This window comes from Microbacterium sp. LWH10-1.2, assembly GCF_038397765.1.
Taxonomy (GTDB): Bacteria; Actinomycetota; Actinomycetes; order Actinomycetales; family Microbacteriaceae; genus Microbacterium; species Microbacterium natoriense.
The window spans coordinates 728,397-754,847 of the sequence record NZ_CP151638.1 but is presented as its reverse complement, the minus strand read 5'-3'; the positions used below and the strand labels follow the sequence as shown (position 1 = coordinate 754,847).

22 protein-coding genes are annotated in these 26,451 nt (G+C 71.1%); 11 read left to right on the top strand and 11 right to left on the bottom strand.

From position 1 onward, the window contains the following. The first annotated feature begins 10 nt into the window (after positions 1-10). From MRBLWH10_RS03545 to MRBLWH10_RS03510, 8 genes are all read left to right on the top strand, one after another. On the top strand, positions 11-1,009 hold the full coding sequence (locus tag MRBLWH10_RS03545; protein WP_105672278.1) for an ABC transporter permease: 999 nt from the start codon (positions 11-13) through the stop codon (positions 1,007-1,009). Beyond that, the gene (locus tag MRBLWH10_RS03540; RefSeq protein ID WP_341941652.1) at positions 1,009-2,919 is read left to right on the top strand and encodes a dipeptide/oligopeptide/nickel ABC transporter permease/ATP-binding protein; all 1,911 of its coding nucleotides are present in this window, start codon (positions 1,009-1,011) and stop codon (positions 2,917-2,919) included. The genes MRBLWH10_RS03545 and MRBLWH10_RS03540 overlap by 1 nt, the downstream gene beginning before the upstream one ends. Then, on the top strand, positions 2,916-3,959 hold the full coding sequence (locus tag MRBLWH10_RS03535; protein WP_105672280.1) for an ABC transporter ATP-binding protein: 1,044 nt from the start codon (positions 2,916-2,918) through the stop codon (positions 3,957-3,959). The genes MRBLWH10_RS03540 and MRBLWH10_RS03535 overlap by 4 nt, the downstream gene beginning before the upstream one ends. 20 nt (positions 3,960-3,979) lie before the next feature. After that, entirely contained in the window at positions 3,980-7,312 is a 3,333-nt protein-coding gene (locus MRBLWH10_RS03530; protein ID WP_341941651.1) for a serine hydrolase, read from the top strand. Beyond that, entirely contained in the window at positions 7,312-8,427 is a 1,116-nt protein-coding gene (locus MRBLWH10_RS03525; protein WP_341941650.1) for a M20 family metallopeptidase, read from the top strand. The genes MRBLWH10_RS03530 and MRBLWH10_RS03525 overlap by 1 nt, the downstream gene beginning before the upstream one ends. After that, positions 8,424-9,299, top strand: coding sequence for a GNAT family N-acetyltransferase (locus MRBLWH10_RS03520; protein WP_341941649.1), 876 nt, complete (start codon positions 8,424-8,426; stop codon positions 9,297-9,299). The genes MRBLWH10_RS03525 and MRBLWH10_RS03520 overlap by 4 nt, the downstream gene beginning before the upstream one ends. Then, positions 9,296-10,402 (top strand): o-succinylbenzoate synthase, encoded by a 1,107-nt coding sequence (gene menC, locus MRBLWH10_RS03515; protein WP_341941648.1) that lies wholly within the window; start codon positions 9,296-9,298, stop codon positions 10,400-10,402. The genes MRBLWH10_RS03520 and menC overlap by 4 nt, the downstream gene beginning before the upstream one ends. Positions 10,403-10,550: 148 nt before the next feature. Then, on the top strand, positions 10,551-12,173 hold the full coding sequence (locus tag MRBLWH10_RS03510) for a helix-turn-helix domain-containing protein (RefSeq protein ID WP_341941647.1): 1,623 nt from the start codon (positions 10,551-10,553) through the stop codon (positions 12,171-12,173). Between the two features lie 197 nt (positions 12,174-12,370). On the opposite strand, the gene MRBLWH10_RS03505 is transcribed toward MRBLWH10_RS03510, so the two are convergent. From MRBLWH10_RS03505 to rsmA, 5 genes are all read right to left on the bottom strand, one after another. Next, positions 12,371-12,790, bottom strand: coding sequence for a hypothetical protein (locus tag MRBLWH10_RS03505; RefSeq protein ID WP_105672283.1), 420 nt, complete (start codon positions 12,788-12,790; stop codon positions 12,371-12,373). Positions 12,791-12,901: 111 nt separating this feature from the next. After that, on the bottom strand, positions 12,902-13,747 hold the full coding sequence (locus tag MRBLWH10_RS03500; protein ID WP_341941646.1) for a universal stress protein: 846 nt from the start codon (positions 13,745-13,747) through the stop codon (positions 12,902-12,904). Positions 13,748-13,888: 141 nt separating this feature from the next. Then, a complete protein-coding gene (locus MRBLWH10_RS03495; RefSeq protein ID WP_341941645.1) occupies positions 13,889-14,821 on the bottom strand; it encodes a 4-(cytidine 5'-diphospho)-2-C-methyl-D-erythritol kinase in 933 nt (310 codons plus the stop codon). Between the two features lie 7 nt (positions 14,822-14,828). Next, complete coding sequence (gene mgrA / locus MRBLWH10_RS03490; protein ID WP_105672285.1) at positions 14,829-15,896, bottom strand: L-glyceraldehyde 3-phosphate reductase; 1,068 nt, start codon at positions 15,894-15,896, stop codon at positions 14,829-14,831. A 9-nt stretch (positions 15,897-15,905) separates the two neighbouring features. Continuing rightward, a complete protein-coding gene (gene rsmA, locus MRBLWH10_RS03485) occupies positions 15,906-16,763 on the bottom strand; it encodes a 16S rRNA (adenine(1518)-N(6)/adenine(1519)-N(6))-dimethyltransferase RsmA (RefSeq protein WP_105672286.1) in 858 nt (285 codons plus the stop codon). 36 nt (positions 16,764-16,799) lie between these two features. Here rsmA and MRBLWH10_RS03480 point away from each other — a divergent pair, with 36 nt between their 5' ends. Further along, on the top strand, positions 16,800-18,026 hold the full coding sequence (locus MRBLWH10_RS03480; RefSeq protein ID WP_341941644.1) for an MFS transporter: 1,227 nt from the start codon (positions 16,800-16,802) through the stop codon (positions 18,024-18,026). Here the strand turns inward: MRBLWH10_RS03480 and MRBLWH10_RS03475 are convergent. From MRBLWH10_RS03475 to rsmI, 5 genes are read right to left on the bottom strand one after another with little or no spacing between them, the layout of a single operon-like run. Then, the gene (locus MRBLWH10_RS03475) at positions 18,008-18,883 is read right to left on the bottom strand and encodes a TatD family hydrolase (RefSeq protein WP_105672288.1); all 876 of its coding nucleotides are present in this window, start codon (positions 18,881-18,883) and stop codon (positions 18,008-18,010) included. The genes MRBLWH10_RS03480 and MRBLWH10_RS03475 overlap by 19 nt on opposite strands. Positions 18,884-18,886: 3 nt before the next feature. Then, positions 18,887-20,464, bottom strand: a complete 1,578-nt coding sequence (metG, locus tag MRBLWH10_RS03470; RefSeq protein ID WP_341941643.1) for a methionine--tRNA ligase — start codon at positions 20,462-20,464, stop codon at positions 18,887-18,889. A gap of 42 nt (positions 20,465-20,506) precedes the next feature. After that, positions 20,507-22,024 carry a molybdopterin-dependent oxidoreductase gene (locus tag MRBLWH10_RS03465; protein WP_341941642.1) on the bottom strand — a complete coding sequence of 506 codons (1,518 nt, stop codon included), beginning with the start codon at positions 22,022-22,024 and terminating at the stop codon, positions 20,507-20,509. Between the two features lie 17 nt (positions 22,025-22,041). Then, positions 22,042-22,674 carry a methyltransferase domain-containing protein gene (locus tag MRBLWH10_RS03460; RefSeq protein WP_341941641.1) on the bottom strand — a complete coding sequence of 211 codons (633 nt, stop codon included), beginning with the start codon at positions 22,672-22,674 and terminating at the stop codon, positions 22,042-22,044. After that, positions 22,671-23,492: a 16S rRNA (cytidine(1402)-2'-O)-methyltransferase gene (gene rsmI, locus MRBLWH10_RS03455; protein WP_341941640.1), complete on the bottom strand. Its 822-nt coding sequence runs from the start codon at positions 23,490-23,492 to the stop codon at positions 22,671-22,673. The genes MRBLWH10_RS03460 and rsmI overlap by 4 nt, the downstream gene beginning before the upstream one ends. Positions 23,493-23,527: 35 nt before the next feature. Between rsmI and MRBLWH10_RS03450 the strand changes: the two genes are divergently transcribed. Beyond that, entirely contained in the window at positions 23,528-25,081 is a 1,554-nt protein-coding gene (locus MRBLWH10_RS03450) for a phospholipid carrier-dependent glycosyltransferase (RefSeq protein WP_341941639.1), read from the top strand. Continuing rightward, positions 25,081-25,971, top strand: a complete 891-nt coding sequence (locus MRBLWH10_RS03445; RefSeq protein WP_341941638.1) for a DUF2262 domain-containing protein — start codon at positions 25,081-25,083, stop codon at positions 25,969-25,971. The genes MRBLWH10_RS03450 and MRBLWH10_RS03445 overlap by 1 nt, the downstream gene beginning before the upstream one ends. Here the strand turns inward: MRBLWH10_RS03445 and MRBLWH10_RS03440 are convergent. Next, entirely contained in the window at positions 25,968-26,450 is a 483-nt protein-coding gene (locus MRBLWH10_RS03440) for an Lrp/AsnC family transcriptional regulator (RefSeq protein WP_105672295.1), read from the bottom strand. The genes MRBLWH10_RS03445 and MRBLWH10_RS03440 overlap by 4 nt on opposite strands. Between the last annotated feature and the right edge of the window lies 1 nt (position 26,451).

Below are 26,451 nucleotides of genomic sequence, written 5' to 3'. Positions count from 1 at the left end.
GAAGCAGCCGATGGCCAGCACCACCACCACTCAGGCGATCCTGATCAGATCCGCACGGTCGGACAACCCGTGGGTGTCCTTCCTGGTCCGTCGCGGAGGACAGTTCATCCTCTCGGTGTGGGTGCTGGTCACGGCTGCCTTCCTCATGATCCACCTGGTCCCGGGCGACCCGGTGCGCGCGGCGCTGGGGATGAACGCCCCCGTCGAGCTGGTCGAGGCGCGCCGCGCGGCGCTCGGCCTCGACCAGCCCCTCGCCGTGCAGTACGTCCGCTACATCGGCGGACTGTTCACGGGAGACATGGGCTCGTCGATGCTCACGAGCCAGCCGGTCTCCGAGATCATCTCCACCCGTCTGCCCGCGACCCTCCAGCTGGCGATCCTCGCCGTCCTTCTCGTCCTGCTCGTCTCGGTCCCGCTCGGCGTGACGATGGCCGTCGCCACGCGCGGCGGCCGACGACGCGGCCTCGAGCTGGGCTTCGCGACCGGCAGCGTCGTGCTCGCGGCCATCCCGGAGTTCCTGCTCGCGGTCGGGCTCGTCTACATCTTCGCCGTCTCCCTCGGCTGGTTCCCGGTCGCGGGCAACACGGCGCCGTTCGCTCTCGTGCTCCCGATCGTGGCGCTCGCGCTCGGACCGATCGCCGTGTTCTCGCGGATCATCCGCGTGGAGGTGCTCTCCGTGCTCGGTCAGGACTTCATCCGCACCGCGAGGGCCAAGCGGCTGGCACCTCATCGCATCTACTCCCGCCACGCCCTCCCCAACGCGATGACCGCGACGCTCACGCTCACCGGTCTCCTGCTGACGGGGATGGTCGCCGGCACCGTGCTCGTGGAGAACGTGTTCGCGTGGCCAGGACTGGGCACCATGATCGTGCAGTCGATCCTGTCGAAGGACTACTCGGTCGTCCAGGGCATCGTGCTCGTCTACGGCATCGGCGTGCTGCTCGTGAACCTCGTGATCGACGTCATCCTCGCGATCCTCGATCCTCGCTCCACCATCCGGGAGGCCTGATGTCCGCGCGCACCGTCTGGGCGGGCATCGTCCGCTCGCCCCTGGGGATCACCTCCCTCGCCCTCGTGACCCTCGTCGCACTGACCGCGATCCTCGCCCCGCTCCTCTGGGGCGCGCAGGCGGAGCAGGTCGACCCCACCGCCATCACGCAGGGCCCCAGCGCCGCCCATCTCCTCGGCACAGACGCCCTCGGCCGCGACGTGCTCGCCAGGGTCATGGTCGCCACGCGGCTGTCCGTGCTCCTGGCCGTCATCGCCGTCGTCATCGGCGTGACCGTCGGCGCGGTCCTGGGGACGGCCCCGTCCGTGCTCCCCCGATGGGCAGGACGCCCGATCGCCGGGTTCGTGAACATCGCCGTCGCCTTCCCCGGGCTCCTCCTCGCTCTGTTCTTCGCCGTGATCTTCGGCGTCGGGACGACCGGCTCCGTGCTCGCGATCGGCTTCGCGATGGCCCCGGGCTTCGCCCGCCTCACCCAGACGCTCTCCTCGGCGATCGCCGGGCGCGACTTCATCTCCGCGGCGCAGGTCGCGGGGGTCTCCCGATTCCGGATCCTGATCAGGCACATCCTCCCCAACATCGGAGAGCCGCTCATCGTGAACGCCACGGTCGCCGCCGGCTCTGCCCTGCTCGCCTTCGCCGGGCTGTCGTTCCTCGGACTCGGCGTGCAGGTCCCCGCCTACGACTGGGGCCGACTGCTCGGGGAGGGCCTCAACCGCATCTACCTCAACCCGGCGGCCGCACTCGGCCCCGCGGTCGCGGTCGTGATCGCCGGACTCGCCTTCAACCTCCTCGGCGAGACCGCGGCCGCCGCGCTCGGCGGACGCTCCGCCCGGCGCCGTGCGCGACTGCCCCTCGTCGCCCGCAGCGGCGCCCCCGTGCCCGCGCAGGTCGACGGCGAAGAAGTGGTGCTCCGCGTCGACGACCTGCGCGTCTCCTTCCCCTCCCCGGCCGGATGGCTCACGCCGGTGCGCGGCGTGACCTTCGACATCCGACGCGGTGAGGCGATCGGCGTCGTCGGCGAGTCCGGCTCCGGCAAGAGCCTCACGGCGCTCGCGGCCGCGAAGCTCATCGAGACCCCGGGACATGTATCGGCGGCAGCCCTCGACTTCTGCGGCACCTCGCTGCTCACGACACCCGACCGTGCACTCCGCGGGCTCCTCGGCACGTCGCTGGCCATGGTGTTCCAGGACCCGATGACCTCGTTCAACCCGACGCGGCGGATCGGATCGCAGCTCGCGGAGGCCGCATCGGAGCATCAGGGCCTCAGCAGACGTGCGGCGATGGCCAGGGCGGTGGAGCGGCTGCAGGCCGTGCGCGTGCCCGCGGCCGAGCGGCGGGTGCGCCAGTTCCCGCACGAGTTCTCCGGCGGCATGCGCCAGCGCGCGATGATCGCGATGGGTCTGATGAACCACCCTCGTCTCATCATCGCCGACGAGCCGACCACGGCCCTCGACGTCACCGTCCAGCGCCAGGTGCTGCAGCTGCTCGCCACGGTGCGGCGCGACACGGATGCCGCGATCCTGCTCATCAGCCACGACATCGCCGTCGTCGCGCAGACGTGCGACCGCGTGCTGGTCATGTACGCCGGACGCATCGTGGAGGATCTCCCCGCCGGCGTCCTGCACTCCGATGCGCAGCATCCGTACACCCGTGCCCTCCTGGATGTGATCCCGGAGCTCGACACCGACCGCGACATCCCCCTCCGCACCATCCCCGGGCGACCGCCCGCACCCGGCGCCTTCCCCACCGGGTGCGCGTTCGCGGATCGCTGCCCGATGGCATCCGCGCTCTGCCGCGAGAGCGACCCGGAGCTGACGGCCTCCTCCGACGGCCACCGGGTCGCGTGCTGGCATCCGGTCACGAAGGACCCCGCGACTCCGCGGCTCGAACGAGAGGCGGCGACCCGATGAGCGAACTGCGCTTCGACCACGTCAGCGTGCGCTTCGGCTCGCACCGGTCGGGCCTCACGGCCGTCGACGACGTGAGCCTCGTCGTACCGACCGGATCGGTCGTCGGTCTGGTCGGCGAATCCGGTTCGGGCAAGTCGACCCTCGCCAGGGCGGCGATCGGACTGGCCCCGATCAGCGAGGGCGCGATCACCCTCGACGGCGCCGACGTCCGCGGATTCCGTCGGCGCCGGCCGATCCAGATGGTGTTCCAGGACCCCTTCTCGTCTCTCGATCCGAGGATGACGATCGGCGAGTCGATCTCCGAGGCCCTCCCCCGCGAGCTTCGTCGACCCGCCGCGCGCCGCGCCGAGGTCGCGCGGCTGCTCGAGCTGGTGAGCCTCGACCCGGAGCGCGCCTCCTCGCTGCCCGCTGCACTGTCCGGAGGGCAGCGTCAGCGCATCGCCCTCGCCCGAGCTCTCGCGGCCCGCCCCGAGGTGATCATCGCCGACGAGATCACCTCTGCTCTGGACGTGTCGGTGCAGGGCTCCGTGCTCAACCTCGTGCGGGAGCTGCGGGGCGAGCTCGACCTCACGATGCTCTTCATCTCCCACAACCTCGCCGTGGTGCGCTACCTGTGCGATCGCATCGCCGTGATGTACCTCGGACAGATCGTCGAGACCGGACCCACCGAGCAGGTGCTCGCCGATCCGCAGCATCCGTACACGAAGGACCTGCTGCAGGCCGCGCCGACCAGGACAGGCGATCTGCTCGCGATCGACCCCCTCGCCCCGATCGGCGTCGAGCCCGCCGATCCGCATGCGCCGCCGAGCGGATGCCGGTACCACCCGCGCTGCCCGATCGGGCCCGCCGCTCGCCCCGACCGTCAGCTCTGTCTGACGTCGGCCCCCGTGCGCCCCCACGGTCTGCACGGCGCGGCCTGCCACTTCGCCGGCACGGATTCGACCCTCCCGATCGGAACTGTGCCCGAACCCCAAAGCACCTCCGCTGTTTCGGACGCGGGCACAACACGCCACGCCCTCGCAGCGGACACAGTGGACTGACCTTCCGATTGGAGCCCCTCATGACCCGCGTCACCGTCGACGACCTCCTGTCCATCAGCTCGCCGGAGCAGCCCGCCCTCTCCCCCGACGGGTCGCGCGTCGTCTACGTGCTGCGCACCGCGGACAGGGAGGCAGACGGCTACACCCGCTCGCTCTGGCAGGTGCCGGCCGCGGGAGGCGATCCCGTCCGGCTGACCCGCGGCACCGCGGACACGTCGCCCGTGTGGAGCCCCGACGGATCGCAGCTCGCGTTCCTGCGTGCGCAGGACGGCCCGGCCCAGCTCTGGCTCCTGCCCGCAGACGGTGGGGAGGCGCGCGGCCTGACGACGCTGCCGCTCGGTGCCGGAACCCCGGTGTGGAGCCCCGACGGCACCCGGCTCGCCTTCGCCGCGCCGGTCGACAGCGCTGCGCTCCCCGGTGACGACCCCGCGGCGATCCTCGCCAGGCGCTCGGCGCCGAGCGCCGCGGATCGTCTCGGCTACAAGGCGGACGGCGCGGGGAACCTGGGCACGCTCGTGCAGCAGCTGCACGTCGTCGATGCGGAGTCCGGCGCCGTCACCGCGCTCACCCGCGGTCACGCGCACGCCTCCGACCCGTTCTGGTCGCCGGACGGCGGCCGGCTCGCCTTCTCATCGTCCCCCGACGACGACGCCGACCTGACGATGCGGATCCAGGTATACGTCACGTCCTCGACCGACCCCAACAGTGCCCCGGTGCGGGTCAGCGCCGACGACGTCCAGGCGAGCGCGGTCGGCTGGACGCCCGACGGGCTTCACATCGTCGCCGCTGGACGCACGAACACCGAGGTCGGCAACGCCGGTCTCCTCCTGTTCCCCGTCGGCGGCGGCTCGCCGGTCGACCTGACCTCGTCGGTCGACCGCAACGTGATGCCCGGCGGGCCGGGCTACCCGGGCGGCATGCCCCGGTTCTCCGACGACGAGACGCTCGTGTTCTGCCTGCGCGACAACGGGTACACCCACCTGTACCGGGTCGCCGTCGACGGCTCCGGCATCCGTCCCCTCGTGGACGGCACCGCGAACGTCTCCGGGCTCTCGGTGGCGGGTCCGACCGCGGCGATCGTGCTCGCGACGCCGGACTCCTTCGGCGACGTGGCCGTCGTCGACATCGCAGACGGGGAGATCCGCACCCTCACGTCCTACGGTACGACCGACCTGCCGATCCTCCCCGCCGAGGAGCGCCGGTTCACCATCTCCGACGGCACCGTGGTCACCGGCTGGCTGCGACGGGACCCGGATGCCGAGGGCCCGGTGCCGCTGCTGCTGGATGTGCACGGCGGCCCCCACAACGCCTGGAACGGCGCCGCGGATCTGACCCACCCGTACCACCTGGTGCTCGCGCAGCGCGGCTGGGCGATCCTCACGATCAACCCGCGCGGCAGCGACGGCTACGGCGATGCGTTCTTCTCCGCCGTGTCCGGAGGGTGGGGCGTGCGCGACGCGAACGACTTCCTGGAGCCGATCGACCAGCTGGTCGCCGAGGGGGTGGCCGACCCCGCCCGCCTCGCCGTCACCGGCTACAGCTACGGCGGCTTCATGACCTGCTACCTCACCTCCCGCGACGATCGCTTCGCGGCTGCCGTCGCCGGCGGCGTCGTCACCGACCTCTTCTCGATGGGCGGCACCTCCGACGTCGGCCACTACCTCTCCGCGAAGGAGAACGGCGGCCTCCCCTGGCGCGACGAGGAGCGCATCTCGGCGCAGTCCCCGTACGCGCACGTGGACAGGGTCGTCACCCCGACCCTGATCCTGCACGGTGCAGCCGACGAGCGCTGCCCCGTCGGACAGGCCGAGCAGTGGTTCGCCGCCCTGCGCGAACGAGACGTCCCCACGCGCCTGGTGCTCTACCCCGGCGGTGCTCACCTGTTCCCGCTGTCGGGTCCGCCGTCCCACCGCGCCGACTTCTCGCAGCGGCTCATCGACTGGGTCGAGCAGTACGCCCCCGCCGCCGGAGTCCGCGGCCGCGCTCGGCTCGACGCCCGGCACTGGCAGCAGCGGCTCAGCGTCCTCGCCGCCGCGCACAAGGTCCCCGGAGCGACCCTCGGCATCCTCCGCCTCGGCGAGGATCCGGTCTACGCGCATCACGGCATCCTGAACGCTCGCACGGGGGTCGCCGTCACCGACGACTCGCTGTTCCAGATCGGCTCGATGACCAAGGTGTGGACGGCGACGGCTGTCATGAAGCTCGTCGACGAGGGACGCCTCGACCTCGACCGTCCGGTCGTGGAGTACGTCCCCGAGTTCCGCTCCTCCGACGACGACATCACCCGCACGGTCACCATGCGGCACCTGCTGAACCACACCAGCGGCATCGACGGAGACGTGTTCACCGACACCGGACGAGGCGACGACACGCTCGAGAAGTACGTCGCGCTGCTCGACGGGGTCGCGCAGAACCACCCGATCGGCGCGACGATGTCGTACTGCAACTCGGGCTTCGTGCTCGCCGGCCGTGTGATCGAGAAGATCACCGGCACGACGTGGGACCAGGCGCTGAAGGATCTGGTGATCACCCCGCTCGGGCTCACCCACTCGGCGACCCTCCCCGAGGAGGTGCTGCTGCACAGCGCGGCCGTCGGGCACACCGAGATCGGCGAGGACGGCCCGCAGGTCGCCCCCGCGTGGATGCTGCCGCGGGCGATGGGCCCCGCGGGTCTCGTCTGCTCCACGACGGCCGACGTGCTCGCGTTCGCGCGACTGCACCTCACCGGCGGGCTCGCCGCCGACGGCACCCGTGTGCTCTCCGCCGCGAGCGTGGAGCGCATGCAGCAGCGCGAGGTCGACGTGCCGAACCCCTACACGCTGGGCGATGCGTGGGGCGTCGGCTGGATCCTCTTCGACTGGAGCGGCCGCAGGCTCTACGGCCACGACGGCAACACGATCGGACAGTCCGCATTCCTGCGCGTGCTGCCCGACGAGGGGGTCGCCGTCACGCTGCTGACGAACGGCGGCAACGCGCACGACCTCTACCTCGAGCTCTACGAGGAGATCTTCTCGGAGGTCGCCGACGTGCATCTGCCCGCGGAGCAGGCTCCGCCGCAGGAGCCCTACGACGCCGATGTCTCCGAGCTGCTCGGCACCTACGATCGCGAAGGGGTCCGTTCCGAGGTCTTCGCATCCGAGGACGGCGTGCGGCTGCGCACCACGATCACCGGGCCCCTCGCCGCACTCCTCCCCGACCCCGTGCAGGAGCACCCGCTCGTGCCGGTCAGGGAGAACGAGTTCGTGCTCCGCCCCGAGGGGATGCAGGCCTGGAGCTCCGTCGTCTTCTACCGCCTCGCCACGGGTGAGCAGTACATGCACTACGGCGTCCGCGCGGCGCCGAAGGTCTCGTGATGAGCGTCGGAGAGGTCGTCGGCATCGACCGGCTGATCGCCGACGTCGAGGAGCTGATCCGGTGCGAGTCTCCCTCGGGAGACCTGGATGCCGTGGCCCGCAGCGCCGAGGTCGTCGCCGCCCTCGGAGAACGAGTGCTGGGCGTCGGCCCCGAGCGCATCGTGATCGACGGCAGGACGCATCTGCGCTGGCGCTTCGGCGAGCCGCGGGTTCTCCTGCTCGGACACCACGACACGGTCTGGCCGGTGGGCTCGCTGGAGACGCACCCGTTCGCGGTGCGCGACGGCGTCCTGCGCGGCCCCGGCTGCTTCGACATGAAGACGGGTGTGGCGATGGCCCTGCACGCGGTGGCCGCGCTGCCCGACCGCGACGGGGTGAGCATCCTCATCACGGGTGACGAGGAGCTCGGCTCGCCAACGTCGAAGGAGCTCATCACGACCGAGGCCGACGGGTGCTCCGCCGTGCTCGTGCTCGAAGCCGCCGCCGAGGGCGGTCATCTCAAGATCGCCCGCAAGGGGGTGTCGCTGTACCGCGTCGTCGTCACCGGTCGCGCGGCCCACGCGGGTCTCGAACCGGAGCGCGGCGTGAACGCCTCGATCGAGGCTGCGCATCTCGTCCTCGCCGTCGCGGCGCTGGGCGACGCGGATGCCGGCACGACGGTGACCCCCACGCTCCTGCGCTCGGGGAGCACGACCAACACGGTGCCGGCCGATGCGGAGTTCGCGGTCGACGTGCGCGTGCGGACCGTCGCGGAGCAGGACAGGGTCGAGGCCGCGATGCGCGCCCTCCTTCCACGCACCCCCGGCGCGCTCGTCCGCATCGACGGCGGGCCGAACCGGCCTCCGATGGAGACCTCCTCCTCGGCCGCGCTCTTCGCCCGCGCCCGCGACATCGCGGAGCGCCTGGACCTGACCCCGTTCGACGGAGTCGCCGTGGGCGGCGCGTCAGACGGGAACTTCACGGCGGGGCTGGGCGTGCCCACCCTGGACGGTCTCGGCGCCGTCGGCGGAGGAGCCCACGCCGACGACGAGCACGTCGAGGTCGACATGATCGCCCAGCGGCTCGCCCTCCTCGAGACGCTCGTCGTCGAGGTCCTGGCTGGAGAAGGGGCATGACCATGACGGACGACGTCGCACAGAGGTCCGCGCGCGACGAGGCCGCCGACCTCGCGAGGGCCGCGGCCGACGCCGCGGGCGTCGAGATCCGCCTCCTCTCGACGGTGACCGAGTTCGCGCAGGTCGCCGCGCTCTTCCAGAGCATCTGGAGCGCAGGCGGTGATCGGATGCCGGTGAACGTGGAGACCCTGCGCGCGCTGTCGAAGTCGGGCAGCTACGTCGGAGGGGCGTTCGACGGCGACGAGCTCGTCGGCGCGTGCTTCGGCTTCTTCGCGGCCCCGGAGCGGCGTGCGCTGCACAGTCACATCGCGGGCGTCTCGCAGCGCATGCGCGGCCGCAGCGTCGGCTTCGCCCTCAAGGTCCACCAGCGCTCCTGGGCGATCGACGAGCAGCTCGACGAGATCTCCTGGACCTTCGACCCGCTGATCAGCAGGAACGCGTACTTCAACCTCGTCAAGCTCGCCGCGACGCCGACCGCGTACCACCGCAACTTCTACGGCCACATGAGCGACGCCCTCAACGGCGACGACGACACCGACCGGATGCTCGTCACCTGGTACGTGCACGATCCGCGGGTCGCCGCGGCCTGCCGGGGCGAATCCTCGCGGGACTCCGACCCCGCTCCGGAGGGCGAGCCCCTGCTCACCGTCGGAGACGACCAGGACCCCGTGCGGCATCCGACCGGGGCGCGCGTCGTGCGGGTCTCGCTCCCCCGCGATATCGAGGCGCTGCGGGTGACCGCTCCCGAGCACGCGACGCACTGGCGTCTCGCGCTGCGCGACACCCTCGGAGATCTGCTCGACGACGGAGCGCGCGTGCTCTCCTTCGATCGCACAGGCACCTACACCATCGACAGAGGAGAACTGCAATGAAGCTCACCGGATTCGAGCTCCGCGTCATCGAGATGCCGCTGGTGTCGCCCTTCCGCACCTCGTTCGGCGTGCAGACGGTGCGCGAGGCGCTCATCGTGCGCGCCGTCACCGACGAGGCTGAGGGCTGGGGCGAGGGCGTGGCGATGAACGACCCGCTCTACTCCTCGGAGTACGTCGGGGCGAGCGTCGACGTGATCACGCGCTTCCTCCTGCCCGCGCTGGCTCAGGTGAAGGACCTCGACGCGAACGCCGTGGCGCCGACGCTGGCGAAGTTCAAGGGCCACCGGATGTCCAAGGCGGCCGTCGAGCTGGCGATCCTCGACGCCGAGCTGCGTGCGAAGGGCGTTCCGCTGTCGCGAGAGCTGGGCGCGGTGCGCGACGCCGTCGACTGCGGCGTCTCGGTCGGCATCATGGATTCGATCCCCGAGCTGCTGGATGCCGTGGGCGGGTACATCGACGAGGGCTACGTCCGCATCAAGCTGAAGATCGAGCCCGGCTGGGACATCGAGCCGGTGCGCGCCGTGCGGGAGCGCTTCGGCGACGACGTGCTGCTGCAGGTCGACGCGAACACCGCGTACCACCGCGGAGATGCGCGGCACCTCGCCCGACTGGACCCGTTCGATCTCCTCCTGATCGAGCAGCCCCTCGACGAGGAGGACCTGATCGGCCACGCCCAGCTCGCCGAGGCCATGACGACCCCGATCTGCCTGGACGAGTCGATCGTGTCGGCCAGGGCCGCTGCGGACGCGATCGCCCTCGGCGCCTGCTCGATCGTGAACATCAAGCCGGGCCGGGTCGGCGGCTACCTGGAGGCCCGCCGCATCCACGACGTCTGCGTGGCGAACGACATCCCCGTGTGGTGCGGAGGGATGCTGGAGACGGGCATCGGCCGCGCCGCCAACGTCGCCCTCGCCGCCCTCCCCGGCTTCACCCTCCCCGGAGACACGTCGGGGTCCGGCCGCTACTACTCGAGCGACATCACCGATCCGTTCGTCGTCGAGAACGGCGCGCTCCGCGTGCCGACCGGCGCCGGCATCGGCGTGACGCCGCACGCGGACGCTCTGGACGCCGTGACCACCCGGACGGAGTGGATCACGTTCTGACGTGCTGATCCCACCCGGACCTGTGGGGCACGACGAAACATCGGTATTCTTTCGTCGTGCCCCACAGGTCCCCCCTCCCCGCACGCCACCTACTGTGGGGTCCGTGCTCATGTCAGTGACGACACGACCCCGCGCCAGCCTCGGCCGTGTGATCGAAGATCTCGGCAACACCCTGCTCGAGGTGGTGAGCGGCGCGGCCGACCGCGACGTCGAGATCGAGACGGTCATCATCCACGACGTGCTCGACGACGCGATGCCGATGCGCGGCGCCCTCGTCCTCGGCGTCGGGCTGAGCGATCCGGAGGAGATCGCCGAGCTGCTCAGGGCCCTGGGCTCCCAGCAGGCTTCCGCGCTCGTGCTGCGCGCCCCGGTCAGGGCCGAGCCCTCGGTCACCGCCGCGTCGGAGGAGACCGGGATCCCCGTGCTGGCGCTCACGCGAGGCGCGTCGTGGGCGCAGCTGACCGCCATGCTGCGCTCCCTCATCGCGGAGGGCGACGTCGGAGACCAGGGGGCCCAGACGCTCGGAGGGATGCCGTCGGGCGACCTCTTCGCGCTCGCCAACGCGATCGCGACGCTGCTGAACGCCCCCGTCACGATCGAAGACCGCAACTCCCGCGTCGTCGCGTTCTCCGGGCGACAGGACGAGGCGGACCCGGCCCGCATCGAGACCGTGCTCGGGCGGCAGGTGCCGGAGCGATTCGCGCGTCAGCTCGAGGAGCGCGGCGTCTTCCAGGAGCTCTACCGCAGCGAGGACCCCATCGACGTCGGCCCGGTCGAGAACACCGAGGGACTCCCCTCGTATCCGCGGGTCGCCCTCGCGGTGCGCGCGGGCGACGAGATCCTCGGGTCGATCTGGGCCGCCGTACAGGAGCCGCTGTCGTTCGATCGCGTGCAGGCGCTGAAGGACTCCGCCGGTCTCGTCGCCCTGCACATGCTGCGTCTGCGGGCCGGCGCCGATGTCGAACGCCGCCTGCGGGCGGACCTGCTCGCGACCATCCTGGAGGGCGGTCCCGGCGCCTCGGACGCGACCGCCCGGCTGCGGTTGAACGACCACAGCTGCGTCGTGCTGGCCCTGTCGGCATCGGATCAGCTCGGCGCGGATGCCTCGGCGGACGCCCGCAGCATCGCCGAGCGCCACCGCATCGCCGACGCGTTCGCGGTGCACCTGGGCGCGGTCTACCTCCGGTCCGCGGTCGCCCTGATCGGCAACGTCGTCTATGCCGTCGTCGGCATACGCCCTGGACACAGCGACGCCGACATCCGGGCCGCCAGGGTCGCCGCCGACTTCCTCGGGCGCCTGGGGGCCACCAGCGAGATCCGGGTCGGCGTCGGAACCGTCGCAGACGACAGCACCGGCATCCCCTCATCGCGGGCGAACGCCGACCGCGCACTGCGGGTGCTGCGGCAGTCACCGCAGCGCGAGCCGGTCGCGCTCTTCTCGGCGGTGCAGATGGAGGCCCTGCTCGTCGAGCTCGGCGACCTCGTGCGCGCACGTGGGGAGCGCCCGACCGGTCCGGTCGCTCTCCTGATCGAGCAGGACAGAGAGCGCGGCACGCGTCTCGTCGAGACGCTTCGGGCCTGGCTCGACGCCTTCGGCGATGTGAGCGTCGCCGCCGCGCGCGTCTACACGCACCCGAACACCTTCCGCTACCGGCTTCGTCGGCTGTCGGAGATCAGCGGTCTCGATCTCTCCGACCCCGATGCGCGGTTCTCCGCGATGGTGCAGCTGCGGCTGCTCGCCGCCGACGCGAGCGCAGGCTCCCCGCGATAGTCCGATATTTCTCCCAGCGATCTCCCAGGTCGAAAGCGTGTCCCCCATTTGGGGGACATCGGAATATCGGGTTAGTCTCGAAGAGCAGCTGGGGCTGTCTGCTGGGTTCTGGGGACGCAGCGTGACTGACGCACTCCGCAAGGAGGCTCGCGCCCTCCCGGGGACCCGAAACCCGAGAGGGCGCGATACGCGCCCGATCAGCCGCGGGGAGCGAGACCCGCATACAGCAGCCCCCCGGACTGCGGGTCCGCGAGCACCAGCACCTGCTCCCCCACCCGCGGGATCTCCAGTCGCGACACCAGCGCCTGGATCGCCACCGCCTGCGCCCCCACCTGGAGCGTCAGCACGATGCTCGGATTGTCGTTGATCGTCTGCCCGGTGTCCTGCATCCCGAGCACGGTCGCCTCCTGCGTCGGCACGCCGGCCGCCCGCAGGGCCGCCACGTGCTCCGCCTGATGGATCGACGACGTCGCCTGCTTCATCGCGTCGGTGAACTCGCTGCCCATGAAGGCCTTCGTCATCTTGCCCATGAACCCCCGCCCGGCCGCGATGTCGTCGGCCATCTGCATGGCCTCCTCCTGGCGGTCCTGCGGCGACTTGCGGTTGAACAGTCCCATGATCACTCCCTGTGGTGGTTTGCGTACCGCCACGCTAGGAGACTCCGGCGTCTACCGATCACGGGTCCGGATGAACCGCCGATGAACGTCCGGCTTCGGCGGAGAGCCCGGTCACCGGACGATCGCGGTCGCGGTCGCGAGCCTCGCGAGCACCTCATGGCTGATCGAGCCGAGCAGGAACCTCGCGATCGCCCCCCGGCCGTGCGAACCGAGAACGGCCAGCCGGGACGTCGCCGCGATGCCGTTGATCACCTCCGACGGATATCCGCGCTGCGTCCTGGCGTCGATCCGAAGGTCGGGATAGTCCTGGCGGAGACCGGCGAGAGCGAGGGCGAGCGTCTCCTCGGCCATCGCGTTCATCGACTCCAGATAGCCGTGGGGGTAGGCGCCGCTGTGCCGGGGCGCGGGGAGGGGAGTCCAGGTCGTGACCGCGATGAGCGGCTCGCCCAGCCGGTCGGCCTCACTCGCCGCGAAGCGGACGGCGGCCTCCGACACGGGCGATCCGTCGACGCCGACGACGACACCGGTCCGTCCCGTGGCGTCGAGGTCGTGGTCCGGCACGACGACGACAGGGCAGTGGGCGCCCGCGGCGATGCGGATGCCGTGCACCCCGCGCGCAGGACCCGTCCCTGGACCGCGATAATCGCTGCCGATGACGAGCAGAGCGGACGACCTCGACGCCTCGATGAGGAGCGCGACCGGGTCTCCGGCATCCGTCCGCGTCTCGACCGACAGCCCGCGGGCGCGCAGCGTCTCCGCCTGCCCCTGGAGGAACTCCTCCGTCTCCTGCAGAGCGTCGGAGATCACGGACGACGCGCCGACGGCGCCTGCCGCGCCTCCGACGATCCCGTACAGCACGATGCGCTGCTCCCGGTCCGCTGCACGCTGGGCGGCCCAGGCGATCGCATGGGCTCCCGCCGATGACTCCACCGCTCCGACGATGATCGCTTCAGACATCATGGCTCCCGTCCGGAACGCCGTCATGACGGCACCTGACCGCCGAAGGACGTCCTCTCCTCACCGTACCCTCGGGGCCGTCGCAGGTGTGGGCCGCAGAGCCGGGGATAATCCCGCTCCGGCGTGGCTCGGCGGTCGGGCTCAGCCCATGATGCGGGCGCCGGGCACAGGGCCGTGCACGTGCAGCGCATCCACTCCGGCCTCGCGCAGCGCGGCCTGGACGTGCTGCGCGCCCTCCGGATCGGCGCACAGCAGCGCGATGGTCGGGCCGGAGCCCGACACGATCCCCCGCAGCGCCCCTGCGCGGATGCCGTCAAGGATCGTCTGCTCCAGATCGGGGCGCACGTCGAGCGCCGCCGCCTCCAGATCGTTGAAGAGGCACTCCGCGAGCGCCTCGGGGTCGCCGGACCTCAGCGCCTGCAGCACCGCGACAGGGACGTCGAGGGACAGCGGAGGATCGTCGGCGAGCGCGCCCTCCTCATCGCGGAGGGCGTCCAGACGTCCGTACACGACCGGCGTCGACAGCCCCTCCTCGCTGGTCACGAGCACCCAGTCGAAGCGTCCGCGCGCGAGCGCCGGATTCAGTTGATCGCCGCGCCCCGTGCCGACGGCCGTGCCGCCGTGCAGCGCGAACGGCACATCGGCGCCGAGCCGCGCCGCGAGCTCGTGCAGGCGCGCCTGCGAGAAGCCCGTGCCCCACAGCGCATCGCACGCGACGAGCGCCGCCGCCGCGTCCGCCGAGCCGCCGCCCATCCCGCCCGCGACGGGGACGCTCTTGCGGATCTCCAGAGCGACGCCCCCCTCGTAGCCGGCGGCGGCCGCGAGCAGCTTCGCCGCCCTCATCGCGAGGTTGCGGTCGTCGAGGGGCACCGTATCCGGGTCCTCCACTCCGCGCACGACGAGGGAGAAGTCATCCGCGTGCCTCGCGATCACGTCCTCGTAGAGGGAGACCGCCTGGAACACCGTCGCCAGCGCGTGATAGCCGTCGTCATGCCGTCCGCCGACGCCGAGGTACACGTTGATCTTCCCCGGTGCGCGCACGTGCACGCGGGGCGACGACGATGCCATGCTCATGACCCGCTCAGAGCTCCGAGGACTTCGCCCACAGGTTCACGTCGATCGCGCCGGCCAGCTCATCGATGCGCGCGAGCTCCTCGACGGTCAGCTCCGGACCGTTCACCGCGGCGATGTTCTCGTCGAGCTGCTCCGGACGGGAGGCGCCGATGAGCGCCGAGGCCACCACCGGGTCGCGCAGCGTCCACTGCAGCGCGAGCTGGGCCAGCGACTGGCCGCGCTCGCGCGCGACCTCGTTCAGCGCGCGGAGCGTCTGCACGGCCTCCTCGGTGAGAGGGGCGTCCGGCAGCGATCCGCGCTTCTGCGCCCGGGTCGCCGTGCCGTCGCCGAGGTACTTGTCGGTGAGCAGCCCCTGCGCGAGCGGGGTGAAGGCGATCGCGCCGAGCCCGCTCTCCCGGAGGGTGTCGGTCAGGCCGTCCTCGACCCAGCGATTCAGGATCGAGTAGGCCGGCTGGTGGATGACCAGCGGGGTGCCGAGCTCCCTCGCCACCTCGACGGCCTCCGCCGTGCGCTCCGCGCTGTACGAGGAGATGCCGACGTAGAGCGCCTTGCCCTGACGGACGAGCGTGTCCAGCGCGCCGACGGTCTCGGCGATGGGCGTCACGGGGTCGACCCGGTGCGAGTAGAAGATGTCGACGTAGTCGAGCCCCATCCGGGTCAGCGACTGCTCGGCGCTCGCGAGGATGTACTTGCGGCTCGCGAAGTCGCCGTAGGGGCCGGGCCACATGTCCCATCCCGCCTTCGACGAGATGATGAGCTCATCGCGGTACGGACGGAAGTCCTCGGCGAAGATGCGGCCGAAGTTCTTCTCCGCGGATCCGTAGGGCGGGCCGTAGTTGTTCGCGAGGTCGAAGTGCGTGATGCCGTTGTCGAACGCGTGACGCAGCAGCGCGCGCTGGTTGTCGAGCGGGATGTTGTCGCCGAAGTTCCACCACAGGCCGAGCGAGATGGGCGGGAGGTACAGGCCGGAGCTGCCGACCTGGCGGTAGCCGAACCGCTGGTAGCGGCTCTCGTCGGCCGCATACGGGCGATGCAGTTCGGGGACGTCGGGTCGGAAGCGCGGAGACTCTGTCACCGTGCCAGATTAGTCCTCCGCGGCGGACAGGGCGTGCTGAGCGATGCGCTGATAGTCATCGACCGTAAGATCCTCGCCGCGCGCCGTCGGGGCGACGCCGGCGGAGACGAGCACGGCGGATGCCGCGGCGGAGCTGCCGAAGAGCCCGGACAGCGCCTGGCGGAGCATCTTGCGACGCTGGTTGAAGGCCGCGTCCACGATCTCGAAGGTGCGCCGTCTCTCCTCGATCGGGCCGCGCTCGCCCTCGGCGCGGTCGAACCCGACCAGGAGGCTGTCGACGTTCGGCACGGGCCAGAAGACCTGGCGCGACACGGTGCCCGCGAGCTTCCACTCGCCGTACCAGGCCGCCTTCACACTGGGGGCGCCGTAGATCTTGGACCCCGGCTTCGCCGCGATCCGCTCGGCGACCTCGGCCTGGACCATGACCACCCCGCGCTGCAGATAGTCGAAGTTCTCCAGGAAGTGCAGCAGCACGGGGACCGAGACGTTGTAGGGCAGGTTCGCGACCAGCACCGTCGGCTCGCCGGGCAGCTCGGTGATGCGCAGCGCATCCGCGTCCACCACCGTCAGCCGCTCGGGGTCGACCCCGTGCTCGACGGCCGTCTGCGCGAGACGGGCGGCGAGACGGTGATCGATCTCGACGGCGGTGACGGATGCCCCTGTCTCGAGGATCGCGAGGGTCAGCGACCCGAGGCCGGGACCGACCTCCACGACGCGCTCCCCCGGCTGCACGCGAGCCGCGTGCACGATCTTGCGCACGGTGTTGGCGTCGACGACGAAGTTCTGTCCGAGCTTCTTGGTGGGGGTGACGTCGAGCTCGGCGGCAAGACTGCGGATCTCGGTGGCGCCGAGGAGGGTGACGGTCATCCTCCCATTGTCCCCTACCCTCAGTAGTCTTCTGGGATGCCCTCCATCGGTGAACTGATCGCGCCCCGCCGCATGGGTCGGGACTTCCGGTGGCTGCTGGCGTCGTCGTGGACGAGCAACGTCGGAGACGGGGTGGCTCTCGCCGCCGCTCCCCTGCTGATCGCGTCGATGACGTCCTCGCCGATCCTCGTCGCCGCCGGCGCCATCCTGCAGTTCCTGCCGTGGCTGGTCTTCGGCCTGCACGCGGGGGCCATCGCCGACCGCTTCGACCGCCGCCGCCTGGTGATGATGGCCAACACGGCGAGAGCCGTCGTGCTGCTCGCCCTGTGCGTCTTCCTCGTGACCGGCACCGCGAACATCTGGGTCGTGCTCGCGGTGGCGTTCCTGTACGGCACGGCCGAGGTGTTCGTCGACACCGCGGGCAGCACGCTGCTGCCCATGCTGGTGCAGCCGGCCGATCTCGGGATCGGCAACGCGAGGCTGCAGGCCGGATACCTCGTGGCGAACCAGTTCGCCGGTCCTCCCCTCGGCGCGTTCCTCTTCGCGGCGGGCACGGCGTGGCCGTTCCTGCTGGAAGTCGTGTGCGTGGGGTTCGCCGTCGTGCTCATCTCCCGCATGGCGAAGACGCCGGTGCCGCCGCGCGAGACCCACGCCCCCGTGCACACCGACATCGCGGAGGGCGTGCGCTGGCTGTGGCGCAATCCCCCGGTGCGGATGCTCGTGCTGATCATCCTGCTCTTCAACGTCACGTGGGCCGCCCCGTGGGGCGTGCTGGTGCTCTACGCGACCGAGCACCTGCACATGGGGCCCGTGGGCTACGGCGCCCTCACGACGGCGTCGGCGGCCGGCGGTCTGCTCGCCACAGTGAGCTTCGGCTGGCTGGAGCGCCACGTGTCGTTCGCGACGCTCATGCGCGTGGTGCTGTCGCTCGAGGTGGTCATGCACCTCGCGTTCGCCCTCACCACCGCGGGCTGGGTCGCCCTGATCATCATGTTCGTCTTCGGCGCGTACGCGTTCGTGTGGGGCACGATCTCGACGACCGTCCGGCAGCGGCTCGTCCCCGCGGCCCTGCAGGGCCGGGTGGCCTCGGTCAACATGGTCGGGGTGTTCGGCGGCATGGTCATCGGCCAGGCGCTCGGCGGAGTGATCGCCGAGGTGTGGGGTCTCACCGCGCCGTGGTGGTTCGCCTTCGCCGGAGCGGCCCTCACGCTGCTGTTCGTGTGGCGGCCGATCTCCGCCATCGTTCAGGCGAAAGCGCCGTAGACGCGGAGCGTGTTGGCGGCCAGCTGCGCGCACAGCTCGTCGACGTCGACCTCGAGCTCGGCGGCCATGAAGCGCACCGTGATCGGCACGAGGTAGGGCGCGTTCGGGCGCCCGCGCAGCGGAGTCGGGGTGAGGAACGGCGCGTCCGTCTCGACGAGGATGCGCTCGATCGGGGTGACCTTGAGCGCATCGCGGAGGTTCTGCGCGTTCTTGAAGGTCACGTTGCCGGCGAACGACAGGTGGTAGCCGGCATCCGCGCACGTCCTCGCCATGACGTCGTCGCCGGAGAAGCAGTGGAAGACCGTGCGCTCGGGGGCGCCGACCCTCGTCAGCGTCTCCAGCACGGCGTCGTGCGCGTCGCGATCGTGGATCTGCATCGCGATGCCGTGCTTCTTCGCGAGCGCGATGTGCGCCTCGAACGACTCGAACTGCGCATCCCTGCGGTCGGGCTCCGTGCGGAAGAAGTCGAGCCCCGTCTCGCCGATCGCACGCGTGCGGGGGTGCGCCGCGAGCTCGTCGATCACCGCGATCGCCTCGTCGAGGCGCCCCTGCTCCGCGTACACCGGGGCGTCGTTGGGGTGGATCGCCACGGCCGCGAGGACGCGGGGGTCGGATGCCGCCGCCTCAACCGCCCACCGCGACGACTCGATGTCACCCGAGGCCTGCACGACACCAGCGATGCCGACGGCCTGCGCCCGATCGAGCTGCTCCGTCAACGAGAGCGGCTCGTCGCCGTCGAGGATCTCCAGGTGCGCGTGGTTGTCGTACACCGGGACGGCGAGGGGCTCAGGAGCCGCGGGGTACCGCAGATCCTTGCGCCCGTCGCCGTCCCGGGACTGCACGTAGGTGTGAGCCATGGGTCAGACGGTCGACTCCACCCGCGGGAACAGCGGTGCGAGACCGTTGACGCTCGTGCCGGGGCGCAGCACACCCCAGGCTCCGGCCTCGCGGATCGGCTGGTCCTGCAGACGTCCGAGCGTCTCGGCCGCGCCCAGCGCGATCCACAGCTTCTCGGTCGACTTCGGCATCACCGGCGAGAGCAGCACGGCGAGGGCGCGCAGCCCCTCCGCGCACGTGTACAGCACGGTGCCGAGGCGGGCGCGCTGATCCTCGTCGCGGGCCAGCGCCCACGGCTCGTTCTCGGTGATGTAGCCGTTGAGCGCGTCGACGATGGTCCAGATCTCCTTGATGGCCTCGTCGATGCGGAACTGCTCGATCGCGGCGTCCGCGTTCGACGCGGCATCCGCGACGATCCGCTGGATATCCAGGTCCTTCTCGGTGTACTCGGCCGCGGGCGGCACGATCCCCTCGAAGTACTTCTCGATCATCGCCGTGGTGCGCGAGGCCAGGTTGCCGAACCCGTTGGCGAGCTCGGCCTGGTAGCGGGCCGACAGGTCCTCCCAGGAGAACGAGCCGTCCTGCCCGAACGCGATCGCCGACAGGAAGTAGAAGCGGTACGCGTCGGAGCCGAAGACGTCGGTGATCTCGGTCGGCGCGATGCCGGTGAGCTTCGACTTGGACATCTTCTCGCCGCCGACGAGCAGCCAGCCGTGCGCGAACACGCCCTTGGGCACGTCGAGCCCCGCGGCCATCAGCATCGCGGGCCAGATGACGGCGTGGAAGCGGAGGATGTCCTTGCCGACCACGTGGTACGCGGGCCAGCGACGGGCGAACATCTCCTCGTCCTCGCCGTAGCCGACGGCGGTGGCGTAGTTGAGCAGCGCGTCGACCCACACGTAGATGACGTGGGAGCTGTCCCACGGGACCTCGATGCCCCAGTCGAACGCGGACCGCGAGATCGACAGGTCCTTGAGGCCCTGGCGCACGAACGAGACAACCTCGTTGCGGGCCGACTCGGGGCGCACGAAGTCGGGCTCGGTCTTGTACAGCTCGAGCAGGCGGTCCTGGAACTCGCTGAGCTTGAAGAAGTAGTTCTTCTCCTGGAGCAGCTCCAGCGGCTTCGAGTGGATCGCGCAGACCTTCAGCCCCTCGAACGGTCCGGTGCCGTCGAGGATCTCGGACTCGGGCTTGAACTCCTCGCAGCCCACGCAGTACAGCGCCTCGTACTCGCCCGCGTAGATATACCCGCGGTCGTAGATGGCCTGCACGAACTTCTTGACGCGCTCCTCGTGCCGCGCCTGCGTGGTGCGGATGAAGTCGTCGTTCGCGACGTCGAGGGTCGCCAGCTGCGGGAACCATGCCTCGGTGACGAGCTTGTCGACCCACTCCTGCGGCGTGACGTTGTTCGCCGCCGCGGCGCGGAGCATCTTCTGCCCGTGCTCGTCGGTGCCCGTCAGCATCCAGGTGTCGTCACCGCCCTGGCGGTGCCAGCGCGCGAGCGCGTCGACAGCCACCGACGTGTACCCGTGGCCGATGTGAGGCACATCGGAGGGGTAGTAGATGGGTGTGGTGATGTAGAACGATTCGCCTGCGGGCATGGGGACAATTCTAGGTGGGATGCCGAGGGTGGTTACGCCGCGTCAGCGCACCGTCACCGAGATGCGGTGCCATCCTGTGGCGCCGTCCGGAGCAGGGGGCGCGAGCGCGTCGGTCTGCGTGACGCCGTCGGCGCCGACCGCCCGGCATTCGATGTCGTGCTGCCCGCTCTCGGCCGCCCACGGGAGGCTCCACTGCACCCAGGTGTCGTCGGAGATGGCCGTCGCGAGCGTCGCGGGCCGCCACGGTCCTCCGTCGATGCGCACCTCGACGCCGCGGACGCCGACGTGCTGCTGCCAGGCCATGCCGGCGATGACCGTGTCGCCCGCGTCGATCGAACCGCGCGGCACGTCGATGCGCGACTGCAGCTTGATGGGCCCGCGCTCCGACCACCCCCGGGTCGTCCAGTACGCCGTCGCGCGGTCGAAGCGGGTGACCTCGAGCTCGGTGACCCACTTCGTCGCCGACACGTAGCCGTAGAGCCCCGGCACCACGAGCCGCACGGGGAAGCCGTGCGGGATCGGCAGCGGCTCGCCGTTCATCCCGATCGCGAGCAGCGCATCGCGATCGTCGGTGAGGGCTTCGAGCGGGGTGGACGCCGTGAAGCCGTCGATCGACGTGGACAGGACCATGTCGGCATCCGCATCCACCCCGGCGCGGGCGAGCACCTCTCGCACGGGGAGGCCGAGCCACCGCGCGTTGCCGATGAGATCGCCGCCGACGGTGTTGGAGACGCACGCGAGCGTCACATCGGCCTCGGTGAGCGGCGAGGCGATCAGCTCGTCCCACGTGAGCACGACCTCCCGATCGACCATCCCGTGCACCCGCAGCGACCAGTCCTTCGGGTCGACCTGGGGAACGACGAGCGCCGTGTCGATGCGGTAGAAGTCGGCGTTCGGCGTGACGACCGGCGCCAGGCCGGGGATGCCGAGCTCCGCGGTCGCAGGGACGGCCGGCGCCGACGTCGCGGGCGCGGGCAGTCGGAGGGCGGCGCGCACGGCCTCGACGGCCCTGGACGCTCCCGTCGCGATGCGCGACGCCGCGACGGCCAGGAGGCCCGCGGCCGTCGCGGCTCCCGTCCAGATGAGGAACCGCCGCCGGTCCTGGTCCTGGGCGCTCTCCTGCTCGGTCTCGCCGAGAGACACGAGCGCGCGCAGCGTCATCGCTCCGGCGCCGCCCGCGACGAGGGAGGGCAGCGCCGCCAGCAGGCCGAGGTCGGTGCGGATGACGGCGATGACCGCACCGGCGACGCCGATCGCCGCGACGACGGCCGCGCCGACGGAGCGACGCCGTCGCTCCAGCATCCCCGCACCGAAGGCGACGGCCGCGAGGACGATGGCGATCCCGGTGAGCAGGGCGATCTTGTCCCCCGTGCCGAACAGGGCGATCGCCGTGTCCTTCGCCCAGGCCGGGGCGAGGTCGATCAGCGCGCCGCCGACCGCGGCGAACGGGCTGGCCGACGCGGCGAAGAACGCGGCGACGAGCTCGCCGAGGCCGGCGCCGAGCAGCACGGCGACGATGCCGAGCACCCCCGGCCGAAGCCCCGATCGCCTGCGCGTCATGGAGAGAGCGTACGCTCTCACCGCGTCGATGGAGAGCGGACCGCCGCGACCGCCGCATGCGGGCGCACGCTGATCTCCGCCGCGTCGCGCCCGCGGACCTCGGTGCGTGTCACCTCGAATCCGGCATCCGCGAGCAGCTCGCCCACGGTCGCCGGCGTCCAGAACCAGGCCGGCGCCACACGATGGTCGAAACCCTGCCGCGACGGCCCGTCGAAGAAGCCGAGCAGAAGACCTCCGCCGGGCGCGAGCGCGCGGGCGAACTCCGCGAGCACGGCGGGGACGTCGTCCGGTCCGGTGTGGATCAGCGAGTACCAGGAGAGGATGCCGCCCAGCGAGCCGTCCTCGACGGGGAGCGCGCGGAACGAGCCGACGTCGAACCTCAGCTGCGGGTGCGCGGCGCGAGCAGCGGCGATGAACGCGGCCGACAGGTCGATGCCGCGCACCTCGCGTCCCCCTCGGGCGAGGAACTCCGTCCACAGCCCCGGACCGCATCCGGCGTCGAGGAGCGGGCCGGAGCACGTGTCCCGCCACTGCGCGATCGTGTCACGGTCGCGCTGATCCATCTGCGCGAGCGTGCCGGCCACATCGATGTACTCGTCCGCGCGCGCGTCGTAGGCGGCGCCGACCGCGGCATCCGCGGAGGGCGTCACGGCTTCTTCGCGGCGAGCGCGGCCTGGTACAGATCGCGCGAGGACAGGCCGGTGAGTCCGGCGACCTCGGCAGCGGCCTCCTTCAGCCTGACGCCCGACGCCACGAGCGACTGCACCTGCGCCAGCGCGTCGTCGGGCGAGGCCTCGCGGCGCGGTGCGCCCTCGACGACGACCACGATCTCGCCCTTCACGCCGTCGGCGGCCCACGCCGCGAGCTCGGATGCCGAGCCGCGGCGCACCTCCTCGTAGAACTTGGTCAGCTCGCGGCACACGGCGATCCGCCGGTCGTCTCCGAAGGCGCCGCCCATGTCGGCCAGCGACGAGGCGAGCCGGGACGGGGACTCGAAGAACACCATGGTGCGCGGCTCTGCGGCGAGCGCGCGGAGCGTCGAACGCCTCTCCCCCGGCTTGCGAGGGAGGAAGCCCTCGAAGGTGAAGCGGTCGGTCGGCAGGCCCGAGATCGCGAGCGCCATGAGCACCGCGCTCGGGCCGGGGATCGCCGTGACCGTGACCCCCTGGGCGACGGCCTCGGCGACGAGACCGTAGCCGGGGTCGCTGATGGCCGGCATCCCTGCATCGCTCACCACGACGACGTCCGATTCGAGGGCGAGGGCCGCGAGCTCACCGGCCTTCTGCTTCTCGTTGTGGTCGTGCAGGGCGATCAACCTCGGGCGGTTCGCGATCTGCAGCGCCTGCAGCAGCCGGCCGGTCGTGCGGGTGTCCTCCGCGACCACGACCTCGGCGTTCTCCAGCACCTCGATGAGGCGGCGAGAGACGTCGCCGAGATTTCCGATGGGCGTGGCGGCGAGGATGATCACACGCTCAGCCTATGCGCGTTGTCTAGGCTGTACCCGTGACCGCGCCCGTGCCCCTGCTGCCCGCCCCCGAGGAGCGCCTCACCCGCTACGGACAGCTGCGCGACAGCATCCTGCGCAGCCCCGACTGGGGGCGGATGATCCACTGGTTCGCGCCGCTGGTCATCACCCTGCTCGCCGGTGTGCTGCGACTGGTGAACCTCGGGCACCCCCATCAGCTGGCCTTCGACGAGACCTACTACGTCAAGGACGCCTGGTCGCTGTGGACCCTGGGGTACGAGGGGACGTGGGGCGAGAAGGCGAACGAGGCGTTCATCACGCTGCAGCAGCTCCCGCTCGACGCGAAGGGCGCGTTCATCGTCCACCCGCCTCTGGGCAAGTGGCTGATCGCTCTCGGCATGGCTCTCGGCGGACCCGACAACAGCGTCGGCTGGCGCCTCGCCACCGCTCTCCTCGGCACCGGGACCGTGCTGCTCACCTACCTCATCGCGCGCAGGCTCACCGGCTCGGTCGTCGTGGCGACGGTCGCGAGCGGGCTGCTCGCGATCGACGGGCTCAGCATCGTGCTCTCGAGGATCGCCCTCCTCGACGGCATCCTCACCTTCTTCATCATGCTCGGCGTCCTGTTCATCCTGTACGACAGGGAGCGCACGATCCCTGTCCTGGAGCGCAGGGACGACGACGCCCCCGATCCGATGTGGGGGCCCGTGCTCTGGCGACGCCCGTGGCTCGTCGCCGCCGGGCTCGCCTTCGGCGCCGCGTGCGCCGTGAAGTGGTCGGGGCTGTACGTCCTCGCGGCCTTCGGACTCTACGTCGTGGTGACGGATGCCCTCGCCCGGCGCCGGGCGGGAGTCGTGCTGTGGCCGACCGCCGCCGCCGCCAAGCAGGGCCCCGTGTCGTTCGTGCTCCTGGTGGTCCCGGCGTTCGCCGTGTACCTCGCGAGCTGGACGGGCTGGCTCGTCACCTCCGGCGGCTACAACCGCGACCTCGACCCGAACCCCTTCGCCTCCCTCTGGCGCTACCACCAGGCGATCCTGAACTTCCATGTCGGCCTCACCAGCGGGCACCCGTACGCGAGCCCCGCGTGGGAGTGGCCCCTCCTGCTGCGTCCCACCGCGGTGTGGGTCGGCGCCGAACCCAGCGGGTGCGGCACCGACCACTGCATCGCGGTGATCTCCAGCATCCCGAACCCGCTCATCTGGTACGCGGCGGTGGCGGCATCCGTCTACCTGCTCTACCGTCTGGTGCGCAGCTGGATCGCGAAGCAGCCGCTCGACCCCGCGCTCACCTACCCGCTGATCGGGCTGGCCGCGACCTACGTGCCGTGGCTGCTGTTCCCCGAGCGCACGATCTTCCAGTTCTACACGGTCGCGATGATGCCGTTCATGGTGATCGGGCTCGCCGTCACGATGCGCGTGATCGCGGGGCGCCGTGAGGATCCTCTGCACCGGCGGCAGTCGGGTGAGCGCACCGTGCTGATCTTCCTGGCGTTCGCGGTGCTCGTCTCGGCGTTCTTCTACCCGGTGTGGACCGGCATGAGCGTGCCCTACGACTTCTGGCTGCTGCACAACTGGCTGCCGGGCTGGGTGTGATGGACGCGGCTCACCAGCTCGCCCTGCAGGATCAGAAATTCGCGCAGAGCACCGAGGACATCACCGTCGTCACGGGCCCCAACGGCGTCTCCGCTTCGAAGCACGGCGCACAGCACCCGTCCGGACCGGCCGAGCTGTGGGCCGCGTCGATCGAGATCGCGGCCTGGATCGACGGGGACATCGACGCCGGCGCTCCCCTCATCAGCGAGAGCTGCCGACTGGAACAGCTCGTCGACGACGACGGCCTGGCCACTCTGCGCGGGCGGCTCACCGGCGACAGCGTCCTGACCGTGCGGGTGCGGCGCTCCAACGGCTACCTCTCCCCCGAGGAGGCCGATGCGCGACGCCAGCTCGAGGAGCGAGGCTTCTCGTTCGCCGACCCGCGCCGCTTCCTCCTGGTCGAGGTTCTTCCCACCAGGTCCGTCCCCGCGCTGGAGTCGTTCCTCGCGGCGCGGACGACGCCGAAGACCTTCCTGTCCGCCGATCTCGGCGCGCTGACCGAGGACCGCTCCACGGGGTGGTACTCGATGCGGCGGGGGTGGATGGGACACGACGCCGAGGTGTCGATCGTCTCGTCGACGGATGCACGGATGGCGACGATGTGCGGCACGATCGCCGCGCTCCTCTCCGCACCCTCGGAGTGGCAGTCGGCGGCCACGGGGTTCGCCGCCGAGGCGCTCCTGGAGATGTACAACGAGAGCTGGGCGGAGACCGAGGAGGCGCGGCTGACGGGCGACGAGTTCGCCGCCCGTTTGCGACTCATCTCGATCCACGTCGCGCACGACGACGGCTCGTTCTCGCTGGAGTTCGATGACGCGGACATGTTCGGCGGGCACGGCGTGCATCTGGACGGCACGCTGACCGGCGAGTTCTCGAACGCGGGAATCTAGCCGTTCTCCGCCTCGGCGACGTGCTCGACGAGCGGGAGCACGCGGCCGGACAGGTGGGTGCGCATCGCGATCGAGGATGCCGTGCGCGCCACCCCCGGCACCAGCGCCACCCTGTCGAGGACCTCCTGCAGCTGGGCGGCGTCCCGAGCGACGAGGCGCAGCTGCATGTCGCTCGCCCCGGTGACGGTGTGCATGTCGACGATCTCGGGCACCGCGTCGGCGAGGGCGACCGCGACCTCGTCGTGGCCGACCTTCTGGTCGATCTCCACCAGGCAGAACGCCACGACCGCGTAGCCGAAGCCGGCGGGGTCGAGCTGCGGCACGATCGCCTGGATCACGCCTCCCTCGTGCAGACGCGCGAGCCTGCTCGTCGCGGTGCCCCTGGCGACGCCGAGCCGCCGTGCGCACTCGAGGATCGGCAGCTGCGGCTCCTCGGTGAGCAGGCGGATCAGCGCCGCATCGAGACGGTCGATCCGCACG